19 protein-coding genes are annotated in these 21319 nt (G+C 33.8%); 5 read left to right on the top strand and 14 right to left on the bottom strand.

Going from position 1 to position 21319, the window contains the following annotated elements; translation table 11 throughout:
- Nucleotides 1-277: 277 nt before the first annotated feature.
- Together H3S88_RS06090 and H3S88_RS13345 are read right to left on the bottom strand one after the other, a co-directional pair.
- Complete coding sequence (locus tag H3S88_RS06090) at nt 278-802, bottom strand: low molecular weight protein arginine phosphatase (protein ID WP_086308272.1); 525 nt, start codon at nt 800-802, stop codon at nt 278-280.
- A 333-nt stretch (nt 803-1135) separates the two neighbouring features.
- Nucleotides 1136-1426, bottom strand: a complete 291-nt coding sequence (locus H3S88_RS13345; RefSeq protein ID WP_198228305.1) for a MerR family transcriptional regulator — start codon at nt 1424-1426, stop codon at nt 1136-1138.
- Between the two features lie 128 nt (nt 1427-1554).
- Here H3S88_RS13345 and H3S88_RS06100 point away from each other — a divergent pair, with 128 nt between their 5' ends.
- Nucleotides 1555-1926, top strand: a complete 372-nt coding sequence (locus H3S88_RS06100) for an EthD domain-containing protein (protein ID WP_198228235.1) — start codon at nt 1555-1557, stop codon at nt 1924-1926.
- Between the two features lie 126 nt (nt 1927-2052).
- Here H3S88_RS06100 and guaA read toward each other — a convergent pair whose 3' ends face one another.
- The 4 genes from guaA to H3S88_RS06120 all read right to left on the bottom strand — a co-directional run bounded on the left by guaA (nt 2053) and on the right by H3S88_RS06120 (nt 8753).
- Complete coding sequence (guaA, locus tag H3S88_RS06105) at nt 2053-3636, bottom strand: glutamine-hydrolyzing GMP synthase (RefSeq protein WP_198228233.1); 1584 nt, start codon at nt 3634-3636, stop codon at nt 2053-2055.
- A gap of 846 nt (nt 3637-4482) precedes the next feature.
- Nucleotides 4483-4959, bottom strand: a complete 477-nt coding sequence (locus H3S88_RS06110; RefSeq protein ID WP_198228231.1) for a toxin-activating lysine-acyltransferase — start codon at nt 4957-4959, stop codon at nt 4483-4485.
- Between the two features lie 372 nt (nt 4960-5331).
- Nucleotides 5332-7482, bottom strand: coding sequence for a phosphate acetyltransferase (gene pta, locus H3S88_RS06115; RefSeq protein WP_198228230.1), 2151 nt, complete (start codon nt 7480-7482; stop codon nt 5332-5334).
- 65 nt (nt 7483-7547) lie between these two features.
- Entirely contained in the window at nt 7548-8753 is a 1206-nt protein-coding gene (locus tag H3S88_RS06120; RefSeq protein WP_065739007.1) for an acetate kinase, read from the bottom strand.
- Between the two features lie 193 nt (nt 8754-8946).
- Here H3S88_RS06120 and yfbV point away from each other — a divergent pair, with 193 nt between their 5' ends.
- Nucleotides 8947-9399 carry a terminus macrodomain insulation protein YfbV gene (gene yfbV / locus H3S88_RS06125; RefSeq protein WP_198228229.1) on the top strand — a complete coding sequence of 151 codons (453 nt, stop codon included), beginning with the start codon at nt 8947-8949 and terminating at the stop codon, nt 9397-9399.
- Between the two features lie 13 nt (nt 9400-9412).
- A complete protein-coding gene (priC, locus tag H3S88_RS06130) occupies nt 9413-9919 on the top strand; it encodes a primosomal replication protein PriC (protein WP_144091194.1) in 507 nt (168 codons plus the stop codon).
- 181 nt (nt 9920-10100) lie between these two features.
- On the opposite strand, the gene H3S88_RS06135 is transcribed toward priC, so the two are convergent.
- Both H3S88_RS06135 and H3S88_RS06140 read right to left on the bottom strand, forming a co-directional pair.
- Nucleotides 10101-10652 carry a hypothetical protein gene (locus tag H3S88_RS06135; RefSeq protein WP_198228228.1) on the bottom strand — a complete coding sequence of 184 codons (552 nt, stop codon included), beginning with the start codon at nt 10650-10652 and terminating at the stop codon, nt 10101-10103.
- Nucleotides 10653-10685: 33 nt separating this feature from the next.
- Nucleotides 10686-11330: an SMI1/KNR4 family protein gene (locus H3S88_RS06140; RefSeq protein WP_198228227.1), complete on the bottom strand. Its 645-nt coding sequence runs from the start codon at nt 11328-11330 to the stop codon at nt 10686-10688.
- Between the two features lie 334 nt (nt 11331-11664).
- Here H3S88_RS06140 and cysK point away from each other — a divergent pair, with 334 nt between their 5' ends.
- Nucleotides 11665-12630 (top strand): cysteine synthase A, encoded by a 966-nt coding sequence (gene cysK / locus H3S88_RS06145; RefSeq protein WP_025315738.1) that lies wholly within the window; start codon nt 11665-11667, stop codon nt 12628-12630.
- 78 nt (nt 12631-12708) lie between these two features.
- Here the strand turns inward: cysK and ruvB are convergent, their stop codons facing one another.
- From ruvB to dnaX, 4 genes are all read right to left on the bottom strand, one after another.
- Complete coding sequence (gene ruvB / locus H3S88_RS06150) at nt 12709-13713, bottom strand: Holliday junction branch migration DNA helicase RuvB (protein WP_025315739.1); 1005 nt, start codon at nt 13711-13713, stop codon at nt 12709-12711.
- Between the two features lie 13 nt (nt 13714-13726).
- The gene (ruvA, locus tag H3S88_RS06155; RefSeq protein ID WP_025315740.1) at nt 13727-14335 is read right to left on the bottom strand and encodes a Holliday junction branch migration protein RuvA; all 609 of its coding nucleotides are present in this window, start codon (nt 14333-14335) and stop codon (nt 13727-13729) included.
- 260 nt (nt 14336-14595) lie between these two features.
- Nucleotides 14596-14934 carry a YbaB/EbfC family nucleoid-associated protein gene (locus H3S88_RS06160; protein WP_025315741.1) on the bottom strand — a complete coding sequence of 113 codons (339 nt, stop codon included), beginning with the start codon at nt 14932-14934 and terminating at the stop codon, nt 14596-14598.
- Nucleotides 14935-14966: 32 nt separating this feature from the next.
- Nucleotides 14967-17033: a DNA polymerase III subunit gamma/tau gene (dnaX, locus tag H3S88_RS06165; protein ID WP_198228226.1), complete on the bottom strand. Its 2067-nt coding sequence runs from the start codon at nt 17031-17033 to the stop codon at nt 14967-14969.
- Nucleotides 17034-17437: 404 nt separating this feature from the next.
- On the opposite strand from dnaX, the gene H3S88_RS06170 reads away from it, so the two are divergent.
- Nucleotides 17438-18376, top strand: a complete 939-nt coding sequence (locus H3S88_RS06170; RefSeq protein WP_198228225.1) for an acyltransferase — start codon at nt 17438-17440, stop codon at nt 18374-18376.
- 281 nt (nt 18377-18657) lie between these two features.
- Here H3S88_RS06170 and H3S88_RS06175 read toward each other — a convergent pair whose 3' ends face one another.
- Together H3S88_RS06175 and H3S88_RS06180 are read right to left on the bottom strand one after the other, a co-directional pair.
- Nucleotides 18658-19836 carry a M20 family metallopeptidase gene (locus H3S88_RS06175; protein ID WP_198228224.1) on the bottom strand — a complete coding sequence of 393 codons (1179 nt, stop codon included), beginning with the start codon at nt 19834-19836 and terminating at the stop codon, nt 18658-18660.
- 149 nt (nt 19837-19985) lie between these two features.
- A complete protein-coding gene (locus H3S88_RS06180; RefSeq protein WP_370528588.1) occupies nt 19986-21218 on the bottom strand; it encodes a hypothetical protein in 1233 nt (410 codons plus the stop codon).
- Nucleotides 21219-21319: the final 101 nt, after the last annotated feature.

A 21319-nucleotide genomic window follows, 5' to 3' on the forward strand; every position in this document is an offset into this window, starting at 1 on the left:
AAACTTTAATCTATCCTAAAAGGTCATGTATAATAATTACCATGTTAGTTATTTTAATTAACCATATTTTTTACTTTTTTTTGATAAATAGCAAAAATTAGATTAAAACAAATTTTTTGTATTATTGGTCTATAATTTTTTAAATTAACAAAGTCACGTAAACTAATTTTTCTTAGTTCTATTAAGTTGTTTTAATAACACCCAAAGATTTAATTTCCATAATTATTAAGTAAAAAATCTCTGGTTATTTATAAACTGACTAAACTAAATTTATGAATTATTCCTCTTTTGCAATTTTATCAAGCGCTAATGGTAAAAATTTATCTAATTGATTTTCAACTTTGATATAAGCAGATATTGGCATTTTATAAGGATCAGAAAGATCTTCATTTTTACCTGTTGCAAATTCAGCCAATGTATATACTTTTCCTTCAGCTTCTGGGTATTTGCTTAAAATACGATCTTTATGGTTTTGTGTCATTGTTAATAAATAATCTGATGAATCAATATCTTCTTTGACTAATTGAGTCGCTTTGTGCGAAGAGATATCAATGTTTCTATCTTTTAATACTTTAACCGTGCCTTCTTCGGGATTGATTTCATTAGGATCAACATTCACACCACGTGATTGAACTGAGATATTTAAATTATGTTTTTTCACATAATCTTTAGCTAAAGCTTCTGCCATGGGGCTACGTCCAGTATTACCGGTGCAAACAAACATGACAACACGATCAAGCGAAAAACAAGAAGCACTAAACAGCACCAATAAACCGATTAAATATTTTTTGAGATTAAACATTATATTGCCTTCATAATTAACTAGTTATTAAATTTAATGATATCAAAGATAGATCTAAAAGCTAAATAATTTTACTTTTAAGTCTTCAAATGTATGAACCAATTACATCCAAAAACCTTATTGAATAAGACTTTTCAAAAAAATACTACTTACCTTTTAATATTGATGTTGAGAATGATCATTGATCCATATAATCTCATTTGAAACTAAAAAATTAGTTAGATTTTTTGTAGATGTAATATTTTCTTTTGTTAAAAATATCAATAATGTAATTATCTACTTTATTTTAGCATTTTGCTATTAAGAACCTATTCAGACGGTAAAAAATAAATCTTAATTTTCATCTAACAAGGTTAATAAAAGATTGCGGCTTTGCTGTAAAAGTTGAATTTGTGCATCTAGTTTTAACAAAGTTTCATTCAACCCCATTTTGAATTCTTCACAGGGAGAAAATTTTTTTCTCTGATTTTGCCAACAAGGGAGGATCTTACGAATCACTTTTAATGTTAATCCTGCATTATTTAACTTATGAATTAGTTTAACTCTTTCAATGTCCTCTATTTCAAACTGACGATAACCTGAAACTGTGCGTTTTGGTGAAAGAAGTCCTTCTTCTTCAAATATCTAAGCATTCTAACACTGATCTGACTTAATTTTGATAATTCACCAATTTTCATATCACTTCCTATTGACTCTTACAGCAATGTCATACTTTATCATATGATTAGATTATTTTTAAACGGAGGTATTAAATGATTAAATTAATAACGCTAGTTAAACGCAAAAAGACATTAAGTTATCAAGAATTTGATGATTATTGGCATGAACATCATGCAACTTTAGTTAATTCACAAAAAGAAGCTTTAGGAATTTATCGCTATGTACAAAGCGTACCATTACAAGATAAAAAACCAGGAAATGCTATGCGTAACAGCAGAGGTGCTCCTTTCTTTGATTATGATGGAATGGCAGAAATTTGGTGGCAAAGTAAAGAAAAGATGCTAAATATCAGAACTTCGCCTGAAGCAAAAAAAGCTATACAACTATTATTGGATGATGAAAACCAGTTTGTCGATCATTCACAATCGTTAATCTGGTACGCAACGGAACGAACGATTATTTAAATGCACATGCTTTGCTATAATTCGTTGTTATCATTTTAAATTCTAATAATTTTATTCTAAGTAAAAAGCCATTCTGAAATGAATGGCTTTTATATAGATTAACAGAAATTAATAACTGTAAAATCTTTACTCCCACTCTATAGTAGCAGGTGGTTTTCCGCTTATGTCGTATACAACTCGTGATATGCCATTTACTTCATTGATAATGCGATTCGATACTCTTCCTAAGAAGTCGTATGGAAGATGAGCCCAATGGGCGGTCATGAAGTCGATGGTTTCAACGGCACGCAGTGAGACAACCCAATCATATCGGCGTCCATCGCCCATGACGCCAACCGAGCGTACTGGTAAAAATACGGTAAATGCTTGGCTAACTTTATGATATAAATCGGCTTTGTAAAGTTCTTCGATAAAAATCGCATCGGCTTGTCTTAATAAATCACAATACTCTTTTTTTACCTCACCCAATACCCGAACACCTAAACCCGGTCCCGGGAATGGATGGCGATAAAGCATATCGTAAGGTAAACCAAGTTCCAGACCGACTTTACGTACCTCGTCTTTGAATAATTCACGTAATGGTTCAACTAAGCCCATTTTCATATCTTCAGGTAAACCACCCACATTATGGTGAGATTTGATGACATGAGCTTTACCTGTGTCAGCAGCAGCGGATTCAATAACATCAGGATAAATAGTTCCTTGAGCAAGCCATTTGACATCTTTTAATTTTGCTGCTTCTTCATCAAAAACGGCAATAAATTCACGACCAATAATTTTACGTTTAGCTTCTGGATCGGTTTCGCCTTTTAATGCAGCCATAAAACGGTCTTCTGCATTAACAGCAATAATATTTAAACCAAATTTATCACCAAACATCTCCATTACTTGCTTTGCTTCATTTAAACGCAGCAAACCATGATCAACAAAGACACAAGTTAACTGATCCCCAATAGCTTGATGTAATAATAATGCGGTAACTGATGAATCAACGCCACCAGAAAGACCTAATAATACTTTATCTTTGCCAACTTTTTCTTTAATACGAGCAACTGCATCAGTGATAATAGAAGAAGGTGTCCATAATTTTTCACATTGGCAGATATCAATAACAAAACGTTGCAGTAACTCTAATCCTTTAACAGTATGCGTTACCTCCGGATGGAACTGCACGCCATAAAACTGTTTTTCATCGTTAGCCATAATGGCAAATGGGCATGTTTCTGTTTGCCCGATTAAAGTAAACGTGTCGGGTAATGAAGTGACTTTATCGCCATGACTCATCCAAACATCGAGTTGCTCAAGTCCCGCATCACTTGTGCTATCTAAAATACCTTCGGTTAATTTGGATTTTGCAACAATATCAACTTTAGCATAACCAAACTCACGTTGATTAGATGCTGTAACTTGTCCGCCCTGACCGACTTGGATTGCCATAGTTTGCATACCGTAGCAGATACCTAACACAGGCACACCAGCGTTAAATACATATTCAGGCGCTCTTGGGCTATTTTGTTCGGTCGTACTTTCAGGGCCACCTGATAAAATGATGCCTTTAGGATTAAATTGTTTAATTTTTTCTTCCGAAACATCCCATGGCCAAAGTTCACAATACACACCGATTTCACGAACTCTTCGAGCAATTAATTGCGTTACTTGTGAACCAAAATCCAAAATCAATATACGCTGTTGGTGGATGTCTTTATTCATCAATTTTAATTCCTAAAATATAAGCCAATATAAAAATTGCTTGGTATTGTATCATCTAATCATTATGCTTAAATAGCGTATCAGCATTTTTTATGTAATAAATATTCATAAAAAAGATATTTAGCATATTAGGGAAATAAAATTTGCAATTAAGGTGAAGCATGGCTGAGGGATTTGCAGGCTTACTCACTGATCAATATTTAAAGGAAAATATCTGAATAATAGAAAAATATACACAGTAAATATAATTTCACTAGGTATATATTAATTAGGATGTTAGTTTATTGTTTGCTTTTTATTTGAACAACAATTACCATTTTTTCAACACCAATATTATTTCGATATTTTCGGGGATAGTATTGCCAAGATCATGTTCAAAACGTGCATCAATCTACAAATAAGTATCTTTAATTATGGCTGTTTGCACCTACCAATCCCCCCAGTATTATTATATTTTTCAAATTGGTATTTACTTATATCTACGTGACTAGATTTTATAAAATTAATCCAAACATTGGCGATGGTATAAATCATAGCCCTTTGTCATGATTTATCCTAATTATGATAAATTACTCATGCAATTTGCTTTGAGTTAAGATATAAAAACTTGCATGAGACTTTGAGTTACTGTAGCAAGCAGTATTGTTATTACCATTCTATTTTGTCATACTCAACAGAATCCATAAACACTTTTGTGCAATATAAGTAAAAGGTTAAATCGACAAAATTAAAACTGTTATGATTTATTGAGTAATACCTCTTACTAATTCAGGACAAACAAAGCTAGCACCAATAATAATATTAATTTTTTTAGATATTTGATTCAAAATTCTTGGTGAATATACCCTAACATTGAACTGTTTTAATAACAGGTTTTGCTTTTGACTTGTGATAACCAAAAAAGCAAAGATTATTTTTTAATACTTTTTTACATATTGATTTCATGAGTAAAACTTCATTCAATCCAAATGGGCAAAAAAAAGATAAAAGCCATAGTCGTTTTGTTTCATCCTTTTCGTTGCATTGGACAAAATTGAGATAACTTTTCATTTTATTTAAATATTGCCATTCTTCTTCCTTATTCAAATAAGCCCAATTGAGGTACCCTAATGGTCTATTATTTTTAATCAATAAAATAAAGTTTTTAGACTGGATGATAGGAAGTAATGCTTCTAATGCTGAACTTATCGCCGCATTTCGATAACTAGGGTTTCTATTCCATAACCACATGGTATAGCCTAATACTTCGGATTCATTCCACGCAGTATCTTGATATATATTTGGTGCAATGACTTGAATTAAGTTTTGATTAGAACGGTTCATTTCGTTTTACCTCTAATAACATTAATTTAAAACCAATTTATTAAAAGATAAGAGTTATTTTTATGTAGTAAATTAGAATTACTGACATAAACATTACTTGTTTAGTCATTTAAAAATGAATGAAATGAGCAAATACAAAAAATAACTATTTAATTAGATCACTAAAAATAGGATTAGCTTAGAATTAAAAATAAATTAAACTAAATAAATTATTCTTAAATGTAATGAATTTGAACGCAATAACAGCTATAAACAATATATAACAAACATTATTTTTAACCATTTTTGTTTTTATAAAGGACAAAACGTTATAGATTGGTTGAAATGAGAGGTTATTGAATAACCTCTCACAAATTGAAACATCAATATAAACTATTTACCAGCATTTTGCTCTTGCGCCGATTGAATAGCTGTTAATGCAATAGTATAAACGATATCGTCAACTAATGCACCACGAGACAAGTCATTAACAGGTTTACGCATACCTTGTAACATTGGACCAATTGATACAAGATCAGCAGAACGTTGTACAGCTTTATATGTGGTATTACCAGTATTTAAATCAGGGAAGATAAACACTGTTGCTTTACCCGCTACTTGTGAATTTGGTGCTTTAGATTTAGCCACATCAGGCATAACTGCTGCATCATATTGTAATGGGCCATCAATCATTAGATCTGGGCGTTTTTCTTGAGCAATACGAGTCGCTTCTTTCACTTTTTCAACATCAGCACCTTGACCAGAACTACCTGTTGAATAGGAGATCATCGCAACACGTGGTTCAATACCAAAGGCAATTGCGGTATCTGCTGATTGAATAGCAATTTCAGCAAGTTCTTGTGCGTTCGGATCTGGATTGATTGCACAGTCACCATAGATATAAACTTGGTCTGGCATTAACATAAAGAAGACAGATGATACAAGTGAACTACCTGGGGCAGTTTTAATTAATTGTAACGGTGGGCGAATGGTATTCGCAGTGGTATGAACCGCACCTGATACTAGACCATCAACCTCGTTAGCTTCAAGCATCATTGTACCAAGCACAACATTGTCAGCTAATTGCTCACGCGCAATAACTTCTGTCATACCTTTATTTTTACGTAATTCAACTAAGCGCGGCACATATTTTTCACGGATATTTTCTGGATCAACAATTTCAACGCCAGCACCTAATGTAACGCCTTGAGACGCTGCTACTTTGCGAACTTCATCAGGATTACCAATAAGTACACATTTTGCAATATTACGCTCTGCACAAATTGCTGCAGCTTTAATTGTTCTTGGTTCATCACCTTCTGGTAAAACTACCACTTTTTTCGCATTACGTGCAAGTTCAGTTAGCTGATAACGGAAAGCAGGAGGAGATAAACGACGAGTTGAACTTACCACTTCATTTAATGATTTGATCCAATTTGCATCAATATGGTCAGCAACAAAGTTTTGTGTATTATCCATACGTTCTTTGTCATCAACCGGAATTTCTAAATTGAATTGTTGTAAATTAATTGAAGTTTGGAATGTATTTGTTTTAACAGTAAATACAGGTAAGCCTGTATCAAAAGCTGGTTGGCATAATTTATAGATTTTTTCATCAATTTCATAACCGCCAGTTAACAATACACCACCAATTGCCACACCATTCATAGCAGCTAAACTGATTGTTACTAATACATCAGAACGGTCAGCTGAAGTCACAAGTAATGCATTTGGTTGCAAATGGCTGATGATGTTTTGCACACTGCGTGAGCAGAATGAGATATGTTTAATACGACGGCTTTGAATTGAACCTTCATTAATGATTTTGGCATCAAAATGTTTAGCGATATCAATTGCACGGCAAGCACTTAAATCAATATTCCAAGGAATACAACCAAGCACAGGAATTGGGCTATGACGATTTAAATCTTCAATTGTGATTTTTTCACCATCAAATTTATGAGTATGGTAAATTTCTGCAACATCTGGACGAGCAAGAGATTGCTCTTCTACAGGTGCATTTACTTTATTAACAATGACACCCACGATTTTTTCATTTTTAACGCCACCAAAATTAGAACGGGCAATTTCAATACGATCTTTTAATTGTTCCGGTGTATCTTTACCCATATTAACAACAAAGATTATTTCAGCACCAAGCGTTTTAGCGATGTTATTATTTAATTCATTGGCAAAAGGATAATCAGCAGTTGGAACAATACCTTCAACTAATACGACATCAGCACCTTTAGTATTTTCAGCATAAAGGGCAACGATTTCTTCCATTAACACATCTTGTTGATTTAAACCTAATAGGTTTTCAACATGACTCATTTTAAGTGGTTTTAAAGCAGGAATTGATGTGTTATTACTAATTAATGTAGTGGTGTTGTCAGGGGCATCACCACCTGCTCTTGGCTGCGCAACTGGTTTAAAAACGTTTAAGTTAATACCTTGACGCTCCATAGCTCGAATAACACCAAGACTCACACCTGTTAACCCTACATTGGTTCCGGTTGGAATTAGCATAATAGTACGAGACATAATTATTTTCCTCTTAATTCTTTTATGTAAAAACAAACCGCCATTTCGGCGGTTTTAATCGTTTATTAAGCAGTTAGACGCGCAGCATCCTGAGCAATAACAAGTTCCTCATTAGTTGGAATCACCATTGCAACCGCAGAGCCGTCTTTAGTGATTGTACCACCTTTACCAAAACGTGCAGCAAGGTTACGTTCTTGATCAAGTTCAAAACCAAGAATACTTAATTTTTGTAATGCCATACGACGAACTTCTTCAGAATTTTCACCAATACCACCAGTAAATACGATTGCATCTAAACGACCGTCTAAAAGCATTGCATAACCACCAATGTATTTAACTAAACGGTGAACAAAGACATCTAAAGCATTTGTTGCATTTTCATCTTTGCCATAGTTGTCAGTTACATAACGGCAATCGCTACTTACACCTGTTAAACCTAATAAACCAGATTTTTTATTTAAAAGATTATTAATATCAGCGACTGACATATTTAAATTATCGTGTAAGAAGAACATGATAGCAGGATCGATATCTCCACTACGTGTACCCATTACTAAACCTTCAAGTGGAGTTAAGCCCATTGAAGTCTCAACGCATTTACCGTTTTTAACAGCAGTAATTGATGCACCATTACCTAAATGACAAGTGATTACGTTTGTTTCTTCAACTGGTTTATTTAATAATCTTGCAGCTTCACGGCTAACATAATAGTGACTAGTACCGTGTGCACCATAACGACGAATACCGTGTTTTGTATAAAGTTCGTTTGGAATAGCATACAAATAAGCTTCTTTCGGCATAGTTGTATGGAATGCAGTATCAAATACGGCAACATTTTTAGTTTTTAGATGAGGGAATTCTGCAAAAGCTTCACGAATACCGATTAAATGCGCAGGATTGTGTAAAGGTGCAAATGCTGCAGCTTCTTCAATACCTTTTAATACTGAATCATCGATTACGACAGATTGAGTATACTTTTCACCACCGTGAACGATACGGTGTCCAATAGATTTAATACTATCTAATAATTCTGGTTTTTGAGGGAAGATGCTATTAACAATAAATCTGATTGCTTCACTATGAGCAGCGCCAGCACCTAAAGAAGCTTCGTTCTTAACACCATCAAGTTTCCACTTAATACGTGCATCAGGAAGATTAAAACATTCAGCTAACCCCGATAAAAACTCATCACCATTTTCAGGGTTAATAATGGCAAATTTTAATGAAGAACTTCCGCAATTAAGAACAAGAGCGTTATTACTTGATGACATAGTAATTCCTATAAATTGAATAAAAAGATATATACCAATCAAAATTGGTAACTCAACACATGATTTAAAAATCGATGTGACTGTTAAGGTGACTTCTGATATCTTGCTTTTTGAGATAAAATAGAGAGAGTCTCCAATTTGAATGACATTATTTTAAGACAATAATAAGTGAATGTCGAGGTATCCCAACAAGATGAATTTAGTTAATACATTTAAGGCAGGACAAAGGTATATGAAGCTTTGTCCGACTGATCAGCAATTGATGCATTCGTTTCCTGAATTAAAAATCATTAACCACATAAAAACCATAACAAAATATTTGCCACCCTGCATTGTAGGGCTAATTGTTTGGCAATATTATATGCCAGCCCAGCTTGCAGTAACAATCTTAACTATTTTGTTTGCTTTAAGCTTACCATTACAAGGTATATATTGGTTGGGTCGACGTTCACAATCACCTTTACCCCTTAATTTAGTGGATTGCTATAACCGAATCAAATTACAACTCATCGAGAAAAAAGTATTAAATGTTAACGCAAACCCAAATGAAAAATTAACGTTTGAATCATTAATGCAACTTATAAACTTATCTAAAATTCATTTAGGTAATTATTTTGGACAAGATGATGATGCATCTAACCAATAATGAAGATTAACTCATGCAAAATTTTTTGGAAAAATTAAAAAATCAAATAAATGTACTTGAACAAGAGATCAATTTAACAGATCAACAATCTTTTCAAGAACATTATTTCGATGAACATTTGTTTAACACTAGCAAAATCGAATCCAATAACCAATTCTATCTTGATAAAATAAAGCAGACTTATCAAGCCCTTTGCGATGCGGTACTCTCTCAAAAATTGATGCAAATTGAATTTTTTTCAGAAAAGCTTATTGATCAAATCTCCGCCCTTACCCGCGAGCTTGCTACTGGACATTTACGTAAGCAGCCAACAGACTATGTTATTCTGGAAACACTTGCAGAAAAACACTCAAGACATTTGGATTATCTAAGGCGATTACAAGATATGAAATATGAATTTGAACTTTCATCTGATTCAATTGATCATATTAAAGTTGCGACATTAGATAATCGAATCTATCGCTGTGAACAAGCAATAAAAAAAATTGAATTAGAAATGGAAAACGATAGCCTAGATTGAATTAAGTTATTTGCTTATATCTGCTCTTTATAATACAGCTTTCAACATCTGTCTTGATGGAAATCTGGGTACTTAACGAGTTTATTTGATTACAATAATATTTATATAAATTTAATAAAACTTAAATTTATATAAAACATAAATATTTCATATAAATTTAGGGCTTATTATATCGGCTTTATTATCTACCTCGTCTTGCTTTCCACATTTTTGATTTTTTTCTTCTCTTTTTTTTATATACTGTCCGATAACAATCACGATTACCAAAATAAATCTCATTTAGCGTTAAATCTGATGGAATATCTTTAAAATAGTCATCTAGTTCATCCCATGGAGAGGGAGGCGTAATAGACATTCCATAGTCGTCATCAAGAATAAGTTCACCCAAAAAAATAAGCTGTTTTTTTGTTAAATTAAGCAGTTCTCCCATTGTAATGCCAGCATATAATTCATTTTTATATTTATTTCTATATTTTCCTTTATAATTTTGATTACACCATAACTCTTCAATTCGACCATTACAATTTGTAGAAATAGTTATCGTTCTATTATTCAAGAAATACAAATATTTTAGTTCGTATCCAACTTCATTTGAAGAACATGGTTTTTCCCACGTGCTTTCTTCAACATCAAAATTTTCATATAATTCGTCTGCATAAAATTCCACATCACGACCAATCTCAATATTACCCAAAGTTTTATAGCTTATTATATCTTCATTAAAATCTATCATTTGGATGATCCTTTTTAATGAAATTATCCTTTTTTATCTTATAAGCCCTTCTCTTTTAAATTTCGCTATCAACTCACGTCCTTTTTCAGAAAGTTCTAATTTTTTTAAACGCACCTGAATTATTTTTTTCGAAGACATAAAAAAGTATTTAGAATCGTTCATCAAAAAATCTATATAATCATCAGAATAAGGAACATTAGGATCATAATCTTCGATTTCGGTTTTAATAATTTTTGTTAGAAATTCATCAAAGGAATTAGCGACAAGCTTTAAATCTAGATTCTGCTCTAAATAACCATTTCTGACTGTCATATCAAAATATAAATCATTAATTTCATGATCCCAATGATAAACTTTGCCATTTGGATACAAACAAAGTAAATCTCCGAAATTTAAAGATGCTATAGCAATGGACCGTTTAGGGATTCTATTTAAATACATCCAGTTATTAGCAATTACATCTTCCCGATCTCGTTTCTTAGAGAATCCGAACATTACTTCAAGCGGAAGTGATTCACCTTGACAGTCAATGGAATAATCAAACACATCCTCATCAAAAGCAATGACATTATATTTCTTTAAAAATTTAATATAAGAATTATGAGAATCTGTTGTAATTTTTAATTTAGAAATAAGCTTATCAATATTTCTTGGCACAGAATATTTTGATTCAAACATTCGATTTCCTTAAATAACATCCATAAATAAAAACTTATTTACTACCAACCTAACAGTACTTGTTTTATCGTTTTGCTTCATTAAAAGTCATTAATTTATCAAATAATTCTGAATTTTTATACTGGGATGATATCAAATTATATTAACTTCAATTGTGTACTATTTTATGAACACATTATTAGTTATCAATAAAATTACATCTTTCTTATATCAAAAACGAATATTGTTATAATTATTATTTAGTATCATCTTTTTAAGTTACCTTTATAATATTGTTATCGTCAGCGTTTATTTAAACGCTATTCCCTTTAAAGTTATTTATAAGGATTATTTAATGAGTAAAATATTTGATGATAATTCACAAACCATCGGTCACACGCCTCTAGTTCGTTTAAAACATTTTGGTAATGGTAATATTTTAGCCAAAGTGGAATCTCGCAATCCTAGTTTTAGTGTTAAATGTCGTATTGCATCAAATATGATTTGGGATGCAGAAAAACGCGGGTTATTAACATCGGATGTTGAATTAATCGAACCTACTAGTGGTAATACAGGTATTGCTCTTGCAGCAGTCGCTGCAGCACGAGGTTATAAACTAACCTTAACCATGCCAGAAAGCATGAGTATAGAACGTCGAAAATTACTTAAAGCTTTAGGTGCTAATCTAATTTTGACTGAAGCTGCAAAAGGCATGAAAGGCGCAATTGAAAAAGCCGAAGAGATTGTTGCAAGTAATCCTCAAAAAAACATCATGCTGCAACAATTTAGTAATCCAGCCAACCCAGAAATTCACGAAAAAACCACTGGACCAGAAATTTGGAACGATACGGATGGCCAAGTAGATATTTTTATTGCTGGTGTAGGTACTGGAGGCACTTTTACAGGTACAGTTCGGTATATTAAAAAGACTCAAGGCAAAAACATAACAGCCGTAGCTGTTGAACCGGCTACATCTCCAGTTATTAGCCAAGCCCTAGCGGGTGAGCCAATTAAACCAGGACCACACAAAATTCAAGGTATTGGCGCTGGGTTTATTCCAGAAAATTTAGACTTAAGCTTGATTGATATAGTTGAAAAGGTCACAAATGAACAATCCATTGAAACTGCGAGAGAATTAATGGAAAAAGAAGGTATCTTAGCAGGTATATCATCCGGTGCAGCCGTTTATGCAGCTGATCGTTTAGCAAAATTACCTGAAAATGCCAATAAAACCATTGTGGTAATTTTACCGTCATCTGGTGAGCGTTATCTTAGTACGGATTTATTTAGTGGTATTTTTACTGAAAAAGAACTTGGTTAAACCAAACCTCGAAACGAAAAGCGCGACCAAGTTTGAGTCGCGCTTTTGTATATCTTTTTTACTTTTTTAAAAAAGTAATCACTCATCTTGAATAATACCAAAATGTCGATAAGCATGTGGTGTTGCAATTCGACCCCTTGGCGTTCTTTGAATATAACCTTGTTGAATCAAAAACGGTTCGAGCACATCTTCGATGGTTTCACGCTCCTCACCTATGGCAGCTGCAATGTTATCAAGACCTACAGGCCCACCCATAAACTTTTCAATAATGGTGAGTAATAATTTACGGTCCATATAATCAAAACCTTCGTTATCCACATCTAACATATCAAGTGCTTGGGACGCAATTTTTTGATCAATCACACCTTTTGATTTTACATCAGCATAATCACGCACGCGACGCAATAAACGATTAGCAATTCGAGGCGTTCCACGTGAACGTTTGGCAATTAAATGTGCACCTTCATCAGATAAGTCCATACCTAAAAATTTAGCACTACGACTAACAATATATTCCAAATCCTCAACCCGATAAAACTCAAGACGTTGCACAATACCAAAACGATCACGTAAAGGCGAGGTTAACGAACCCGCTCGCGTTGTTGCACCAATAAGTGTAAAAGGAGGTAAATCGATTTTAATTGAACGTGCTGCGGGACCTTCCCCTATCATAATATCAAGCTGATAGTCTTCCATAGCTGGATATAAAATCTCTTCTACTACAGGTGAAAGGCGATGGATTTCATCAATAAATAACACATCGTTGGGCTCTAAATTGGTTAACATTGCAGCTAAATCACCTGCTTTTTCTAATACAGGGCCAGAAGTAGTACGTAAATTAACGTTCATTTCGTTAGCAACAATATTAGCTAAAGTTGTTTTACCTAGTCCTGGCGGACCAAAAATTAACACGTGATCAAGTGCATCGCTACGTTGCTTGGCAGCTTGAATAAAAATTTTCATCTGTTCACGTACTTGTGCTTGCCCAATATATTCGTCCAAGCTTTTAGGACGAATAGCACGATCCAGTGATTCTTCTTCCTTTTTGGCTTGAGGTGCAATCAAGCGATCCGCTTCAATCATAGTAAATCCCTATTTATAATGCTGATTTTAATGCTTCGCGAATAAGCGTTTCACAATCCATATCAGGTAATATAACTTTATTGATAATTCGACTGGCTTCTTGTGGTTTATAACCTAATGCGATGAGTGCTGATACAGCTTCACTTTCTATTTGGTTAGATGATTTTTTAACGCTGCTGGCTTCTATAACTGTACTTATCGGTGAAAGCTGCTCAGCAAAACGTTTAAGGCGATCTTTCATTTCCACAATCAAACGTTCTGCTGTTTTAGTGCCAACACCTGGTAATTTAACTAAAGTTTTAATTTCACCCTGCTCAACGGCACTAATAAATTGTTGTGCAGACATTCCAGACAAAATTGCCAACGCTAATTTAGGGCCTACACCATTGACTTTAATCAGTTCACGAAACAACTCTCGTTCTTGTTCTTGATTAAAACCATATAATATTTGTGCATCTTCCCGCACCGCAAAATGGGTTAATACAATCACTTCTTGCCCATTGTCAGGAAGTTCATAAAAACAGGTCATCGGCATAAAAACCTCATAGCCGACGCCACCCACTTCAATCAGAACTTTAGGTGGTTGCTTTTCAATAATGGTTCCACGTAGACGGCCTATCACAATTTATCCTTAGTAATTTACTGTTGGTTGAAATAATTGACGGCTCTTGAAAATAACATATTCATTATTTAATCATTAATTTTTATTTGACGAACAAGAGTAGCAATTAATTTATAAGTAAGCGGTTGTTAGTTTACCTGATAGAAAAAGATTAATAAAGAAAAACTGTATAAATAGACAGGCAATGGCTGAAAAGAATTTGCCGATTACTGTTTAATAATCGGCAAAAAAGTTAGATTAAATTAATATAATAAAATCAATTAAAACGGCATTTTAAAGCCTGGTGGTAACTGCATACCGCCAGTTACTTGTGCCATTCGCTCTTTTTGTGCATCATCTAAACGACGAGTCGCATCATTGTAGGCAGCAGCAATCAGATCTTCCAACATCTCTTTATCATCTTCCGTAACTAAAGAGGGATCAATTTCAACACGTTTACAGTTATGTGAACCATTTATTGTTACTTTAACTAAGCCAGCGCCTGATTCACCTGTCACCTCTAATTTGGCAATCTCTTCTTGTGCTTGTTGCATTTTTGCTTGCATTTGTTGAGCTTGCTTCATTAAATTGCCCAAACCACCTTTTCCACCTGAAAACATATTTATTCCTCATTAAAAAATTTAGTCCATAATTATACAGGACGAATGCTCGCCTCATCAATCTTCGCTTCAAAATATTGACAGATCATCGATACTTTTGGATCTTCATTTATGGTTACCTTAGCTTGTGCAAGCTTTTGTTGATAAAGATCTTCACGCATTTCTAAAGGCGTTTTATTATCCTTATTATCATCAAGAATGATCTTAACATTTAATGCTCGTTGACGATGATTAGCTATCGCTTTTTGAACTTTAGCCACATTACTTGATGAGTTGATCAGATGTTTTACCGCAGATCGCATATGTAAAATGATATTATTTTCATCCATCTGTTCAATGAACGAATTACTGACAATTTGTTTGATAAGTGGCGATAAATCTAACTGTTCTATTTCAAAACACCACGCATCTTTCTCTGCCATTTCCTCAATTAATTTTTTTGTCATTTCAGGTGTTTTATCACCGTTGAGCGATTCCCGAAAAGTTTTAGTGTCAATAATTAAATCATCTTTAGTCTCAACATAACCACAAGCTTGCCACTGATAATTTTCAGCCGTAATGACTTCTTCTGTCTCGTTGTCATGCTCATCTTCATCATTATCTTTAATATCGACTTGTTTATTATCAGCGAGTTGAGTGATATTTTTAGCATGAGTTAATGATGAATGAATTACCTCTGATTTTGGCTGCAAAGGCTCGACTTTGGGTTCAGACTTTTTTGCTTTTTGTTCTCCTTTGATTAACTGCATGCGCATTTCTAATATGTTTTTTGTAACAGAGGATGCATCATCAGGAATAGATAGATCTTGAACATTTGATTGAGCAATCGGTACAGGTTGAGAGTCAACAGGTATGTTGCTATTTTGATTTGAAGTTAAGTTAGATTCCGATTCTGGATTGCTCTTTTTTTTTGATAAAAACTGTGTTGATTGTATGTGTGACTTAGGTTCAGCAACAATTGATGGCTCAACCTGTGGTTTAATACTTGGTTTAGGTGCTATAGTTGTATCATTATTTTTAGGCATGAAAGCTAAAGCACGTAAAAAACTCATTTCAGTACCTATTTTTTTATCTGGAGCATACGCCAAATCTTTTCTACCCATCAATAGGATTTGATAATATAACTGCACGTCATTTGGCGCCATATATTTTGCTAGAAAACGAATTCGTTCTTCTTGATCGGTATAATCGCCTAATGCGGTTGGTACAACTTGCAACAAAGCAATTTGATGTAAAAGTGCAATACTTTCTGCTAATAAATTATCCCAATCTGCACCTTGTGCTGCTGCCATATCAATTTGCTGCATTAAGGCATTACCCTCATTATGGTACAGTGCTTCGATCAGTGAAAAAGGGATGGATTTATCAAGAGTACCTAACATCAACGTCACTGATGCTGTATCAACTTCGCCATTACCAAGTGCGATGGCTTGGTCAGTTAAACTTAATGCATCACGCATACTGCCATTAGCCGCTTTAGCCAATAACGATATCGCTTTGGGATCGTTTTTAATCTGCTCCAATTTTAAAATATGAGTAAGTTGCTCACCAATGAGCGACGTATCAAGAACATTTAAGTGTAAATGCAAGCAGCGCGACAATATAGTAATAGGTAATTTTTGAGGATCAGTCGTAGCTAACAAAAATTTGACGTGTTCTGGTGGCTCTTCTAATGTTTTAAGTAGTGCGTTAAAACTACTGCGTGATAGCATATGCACTTCGTCAATTAGATAGACTTTAAAACGCCCCTTAGTAGGAAGATATTGAATGTTATCCAAGATCTCCCTAGTATCCTCTACTTTAGTTCTAGAAGCAGCATCAATTTCAAGCAGATCAACAAAGCGCCCTAACTCAATATCACGACAATTATCACATTCACCGCAAGGTGTGGCGGTTATACCTGTTTCGCAGTTTAAGCCTTTTGCTAATAGACGAGCGATAGATGTTTTTCCAACGCCTCGAGTACCTGAAAATAGATAAGCATGATGAACTCGTCCTAAAGATAGCGCGTTAGATAAAATTTTTAAAACATGCTGTTGACCAACCACTTCAGAAAATGATTTAGGCCGCCATTTACGTGCTAGAACTTGATAACTCATAATCACCATTGCTTATTACTAATGAAATTGGTTTTTATCATAGCATAAAGTGCTAAGTTAGTCTGCAACAAGACAATAACCGACCTAATATTAGACAGCATCTTTTTACATAAACGTATACTTAACCTGAAACTTTTTTACAAAGTAGTGATAAACTAATTAATTTAATATTAGACTTAATAAAATTGAAAAAGTATATTCCTTTCGTTAAAAAATCCTTATTTAATAAAAAATAAGCAATCAATATTAACTAATAATTAAGAGCGAGTATCCAATCATGTACAGTCTCTTTATGATATGATATTTTTAAAACATTTTCTTATTAATGGAGAAAAATTTTGAATATATTAAAAACTCTAAATAATAAAACAGATATACCGTTTGAAATTTCAAAAGGAATTGAGATGAATTCATCATATATTGAATTTTTAGATACCAACCCAAAAATAAAAATAGGTTATGGAACTAAACTCAATTCCGCATCGATAACCGTTCGAAAAGGTGGAGAGTTAGAAATCGGCGATCTATGCGAATTAAGAGGTCGAATTATCATTGAACCAAATTGCAAATTATTTATAGGCAATGGATTAATTTGTAATGATATGATTTTTATACATGTGGCTGAAAATGGAGCAATTCATATCGGTGATGATTGTTTATTTGCCAACTGTAGGATTTATAACTCAGACATGCATGGTGTTTATGATATGCAAACACGCAAAAGAATAAATCCTCCTAAAGATGTTATCATTGAAGATAAAGTCTGGTTAGCCCGCGATACGATTGTATTAAAAGGTGCAAAAATCAATAAAGGCTGCGTTGTTGGTGCAAGAACTATTGTTAATAGATCATTTTCAGATTTTTCAATGATTGCTGGCTCTCCAGCCAAAACAATAAAAACAGGAATAATGTGGACACGCAACGCTTACGAAACACCTCCTGAACTTATTCATCCTGATTTTCCCCTCAGTAAGTTTTGTTCACTTGCTATGCAATTTAAACATGATGAAGTGATATCAATTGGCATGCTACTTTGGAGCAAGAGAAAAGAGATTACTGGATCAGATTATTATATTATTTACTACTTAGCCAGAGCTATTTTACTTGAGTATTTTAAGCAACAAAATGTTGATGTGGTAAAAATTGGTGATATAGACATAACACTTATTGAAATATATGATACGTTATACGATTGCTTTGAAAAAAGTAAAAGAAAAAACTGGCCATGTGGTTGTTACGCTCGACTTGCAGCTAAATGTGCAGGAAATACAGAACAAGCTGATCACTTATATAACACAATTAAACCTTTTTTTCCAAGTATTGATGAACCTTTATTTAATTAATAAATACTTTATTATTAATTAAATTTAATGAGGAAGTTAAGTAACAACAATGACTAATCTGTAGGTTCTAGGCAACGTATTTAAACAAAAAAGATGACCCAAAAATATGTGTTGTTGATAATAGAAGTCGTAGGTACAGAATGATGATATATTGAATTTTCAAATTTAGCTATAATCTAAAAAAAGCAATAACTCACAACACCAAATAGCCCAAGGAAAGCTATACTAAAAACAGAATTTTTACATAAATGTATAGCTACCCTGAAACTTTTTTACAAAATTTAATTTTGATTTAAATAAGCCCAAGCATATTGCGCATAGAATTCAGCGCCTAATGCCATACCATCTTCATCCACATTAAAACAACCATGATGATGTGGCCATTGGGTATCTTTATCAGGATTACCCGAACCAACTAAAGCAAAAGCACCCGGTATATTTTCTGTATAGTAACTAAAATCCTCACCACCTGTTGTCGGTGCTTCAAAGTATAGTGCTTCTTCACCAAATGATTCGACAATTACTTTTTGTGCTAGTAATGCGCTTTCTTTATCATTGATTACTGGCAAAGTGCCATAGATGTACTCAACTTCGGCTGTTGCGCGGTACATTGCAGCAACTTGATTAGCATAACGCCGAATTGCTGATTCAATTTTGTCACGCACGGCAACGTTAAAACAACGTACTGTTCCATCTAATACCGCATTTTCGGCAATAACATTAAAGCGTGTACCAACATCCATACGACCAATTGTCACAACAGCGGGATCAAGTGGCGACACTTCGCGCGACACAATGGATTGGACATTCATAACAAATGCAGAAGCAACCATTACTGCATCAACGGTATCATGTGGCATAGAACCATGCCCACCTCTTCCTTTAAAACGCACAGTCAATAAATCAGCAGAAGCAAAACTCGATCCAACTACACAAGATATTTTTCCAACTGGCATTTGTGACCAAATATGCATACCAAATGCACTATCTACTCCATCAAGCACACCTTGTTTAATCATGCCTTTGGCACCTTGAGCAACCTCTTCAGCGGGTTGAAAAACAAGTCTTACATTACCTTTTAGTTGATCGCGAATCTCATAAAGCGCTTTTGCCGCTGTCAGTAACATAGAAGCATGGGTATCGTGGCCGCAAGCGTGCATTTTACCATCAATCGCTGATTTATAATCAATGTTTTCACTCAGTTCTTGTACTGGTAACGCATCAATATCTGCTCTTAATAAAATTCTTTTACCTGGTTTACCTCCTTGAATTTCAGCTATAATCCCTGTAGGTTCCGTACGTCGATAGGCAATTCCTATTTTATCAAGCTCCTGAGCAATTCTATCTGTGGTTCTAAACTCTTCCCACGGTAATTCAGGATGACGATGAAGATCGCGACGAAAAGCGACCATCTCATCAATATTTTGTTGTATTAATTTTTTTATGTTTGGATTCGTCATTTTACTACCTTTAATATTTCAATTTGTTCTACTTTTATAACACTAGCCATTGTTGAGCTATCATTAAATAAATACTGTTAATTTCCATTAATTGCTATTGATAATGCTAATAAATGTGATTATCACATTTTTTTGGATTTTATAATTAATTATTGCACTGCTGATGCCGGGCCTACTATCATATTCACCATTATTCCTGCTAATACAACTGAAACGATAGTCACCGATATAAATCCTCCAATCAACATTGGTGCTAACATATGACTAGTTAGTATTTCTTTCTCTTTTGGATCTTTAGTTAAATTATTAATGACTTCATTAGTGATTATGTAATCGGCAGGAAAACCATACAACGCTGTAAGCGCAATTGAAAAAGCCAGTTCTTTACTCACTTTTAATATTTTGCCTACAATAACTGAAAAAATAAACATACCGACAACTGCAGATAAAATAAAGATGACTAGGGGCGTTAGCAAACGCATAAGCATTTCGGGTGTTGCTCGACTTAATGTATCAAAAATAAATAACATTAACCCCATCACAGTTATTCCAAATCCACCTGCTTTTTTTAATGGATGGCGTTCTAAAAAACCAAATGACGCAGCTATTACACCAAATAACAAACATAATACAAATGGACTTACACTAACTATCGGTTTTAAAACTTCTGAAACAAAGTAAGCTAAAAAACCGATGACCGCAATACGTAAAAAAATGAAATACGATGAATTATAGCTTGAGGGAATTTTTGCAAACAAACTTGGCATTGGATTTTCATCAGACGATATTGCTTGTTGTTTATCAATGGAGGATTTAGAGTTATCATTTACATGCCAAGTGCCTGCATGATATTGCTTTAAAACTTTTCGTCCTTCGCGCTTTAGCATAATAGAAGTAAGTGGATAACCAACAAATCCTTGCATCACATAAATAATGATGGCAAAAACAGCCAAATCAGGCAATCCTGCATCTTTTGCCCCATTAGCCATAATAATTGCCGAAACAATACCACCCACTAAAGGAGGTATAGCAACCACTACCGTATTAAAATCGAAGAACAGATACCCAACTATGATAGCAATAATAATAATACCAACAATTCCTGCAAGAGAAATTAAGATGGTTTTCCATTGCAATAATAATTCTTTAACTGATAAAAGAGTACCCATGTTAACAATGAGTAAATACATAAACATAACAGCAACGACGGTTGGTACTCCAGCACGTGCCACAATATCGGCCGGAAAGAATGTCCAATATCCTAATAAAAAAAGAACAGCGCAGATAAATACAGACGGAACCCATGCTTTGGTGCGGATCGAAACGATATCGCCAAGATAAAGAATAACCAGTAACAGCACTAATGCCAACATTTGTGGCATGTCATTCATTGGTGACATAAAAACTCCATTTTTACTATTTTTATTTACTATTTTGAAATACTATATTTTTTCGATAATCGTTATTATGACGGAATTATTCA

Source organism: Gilliamella sp. B14448G11 (assembly GCF_016101765.1).
GTDB classification, from domain to species: Bacteria; Pseudomonadota; Gammaproteobacteria; order Enterobacterales; family Orbaceae; genus Gilliamella; species Gilliamella apicola_N.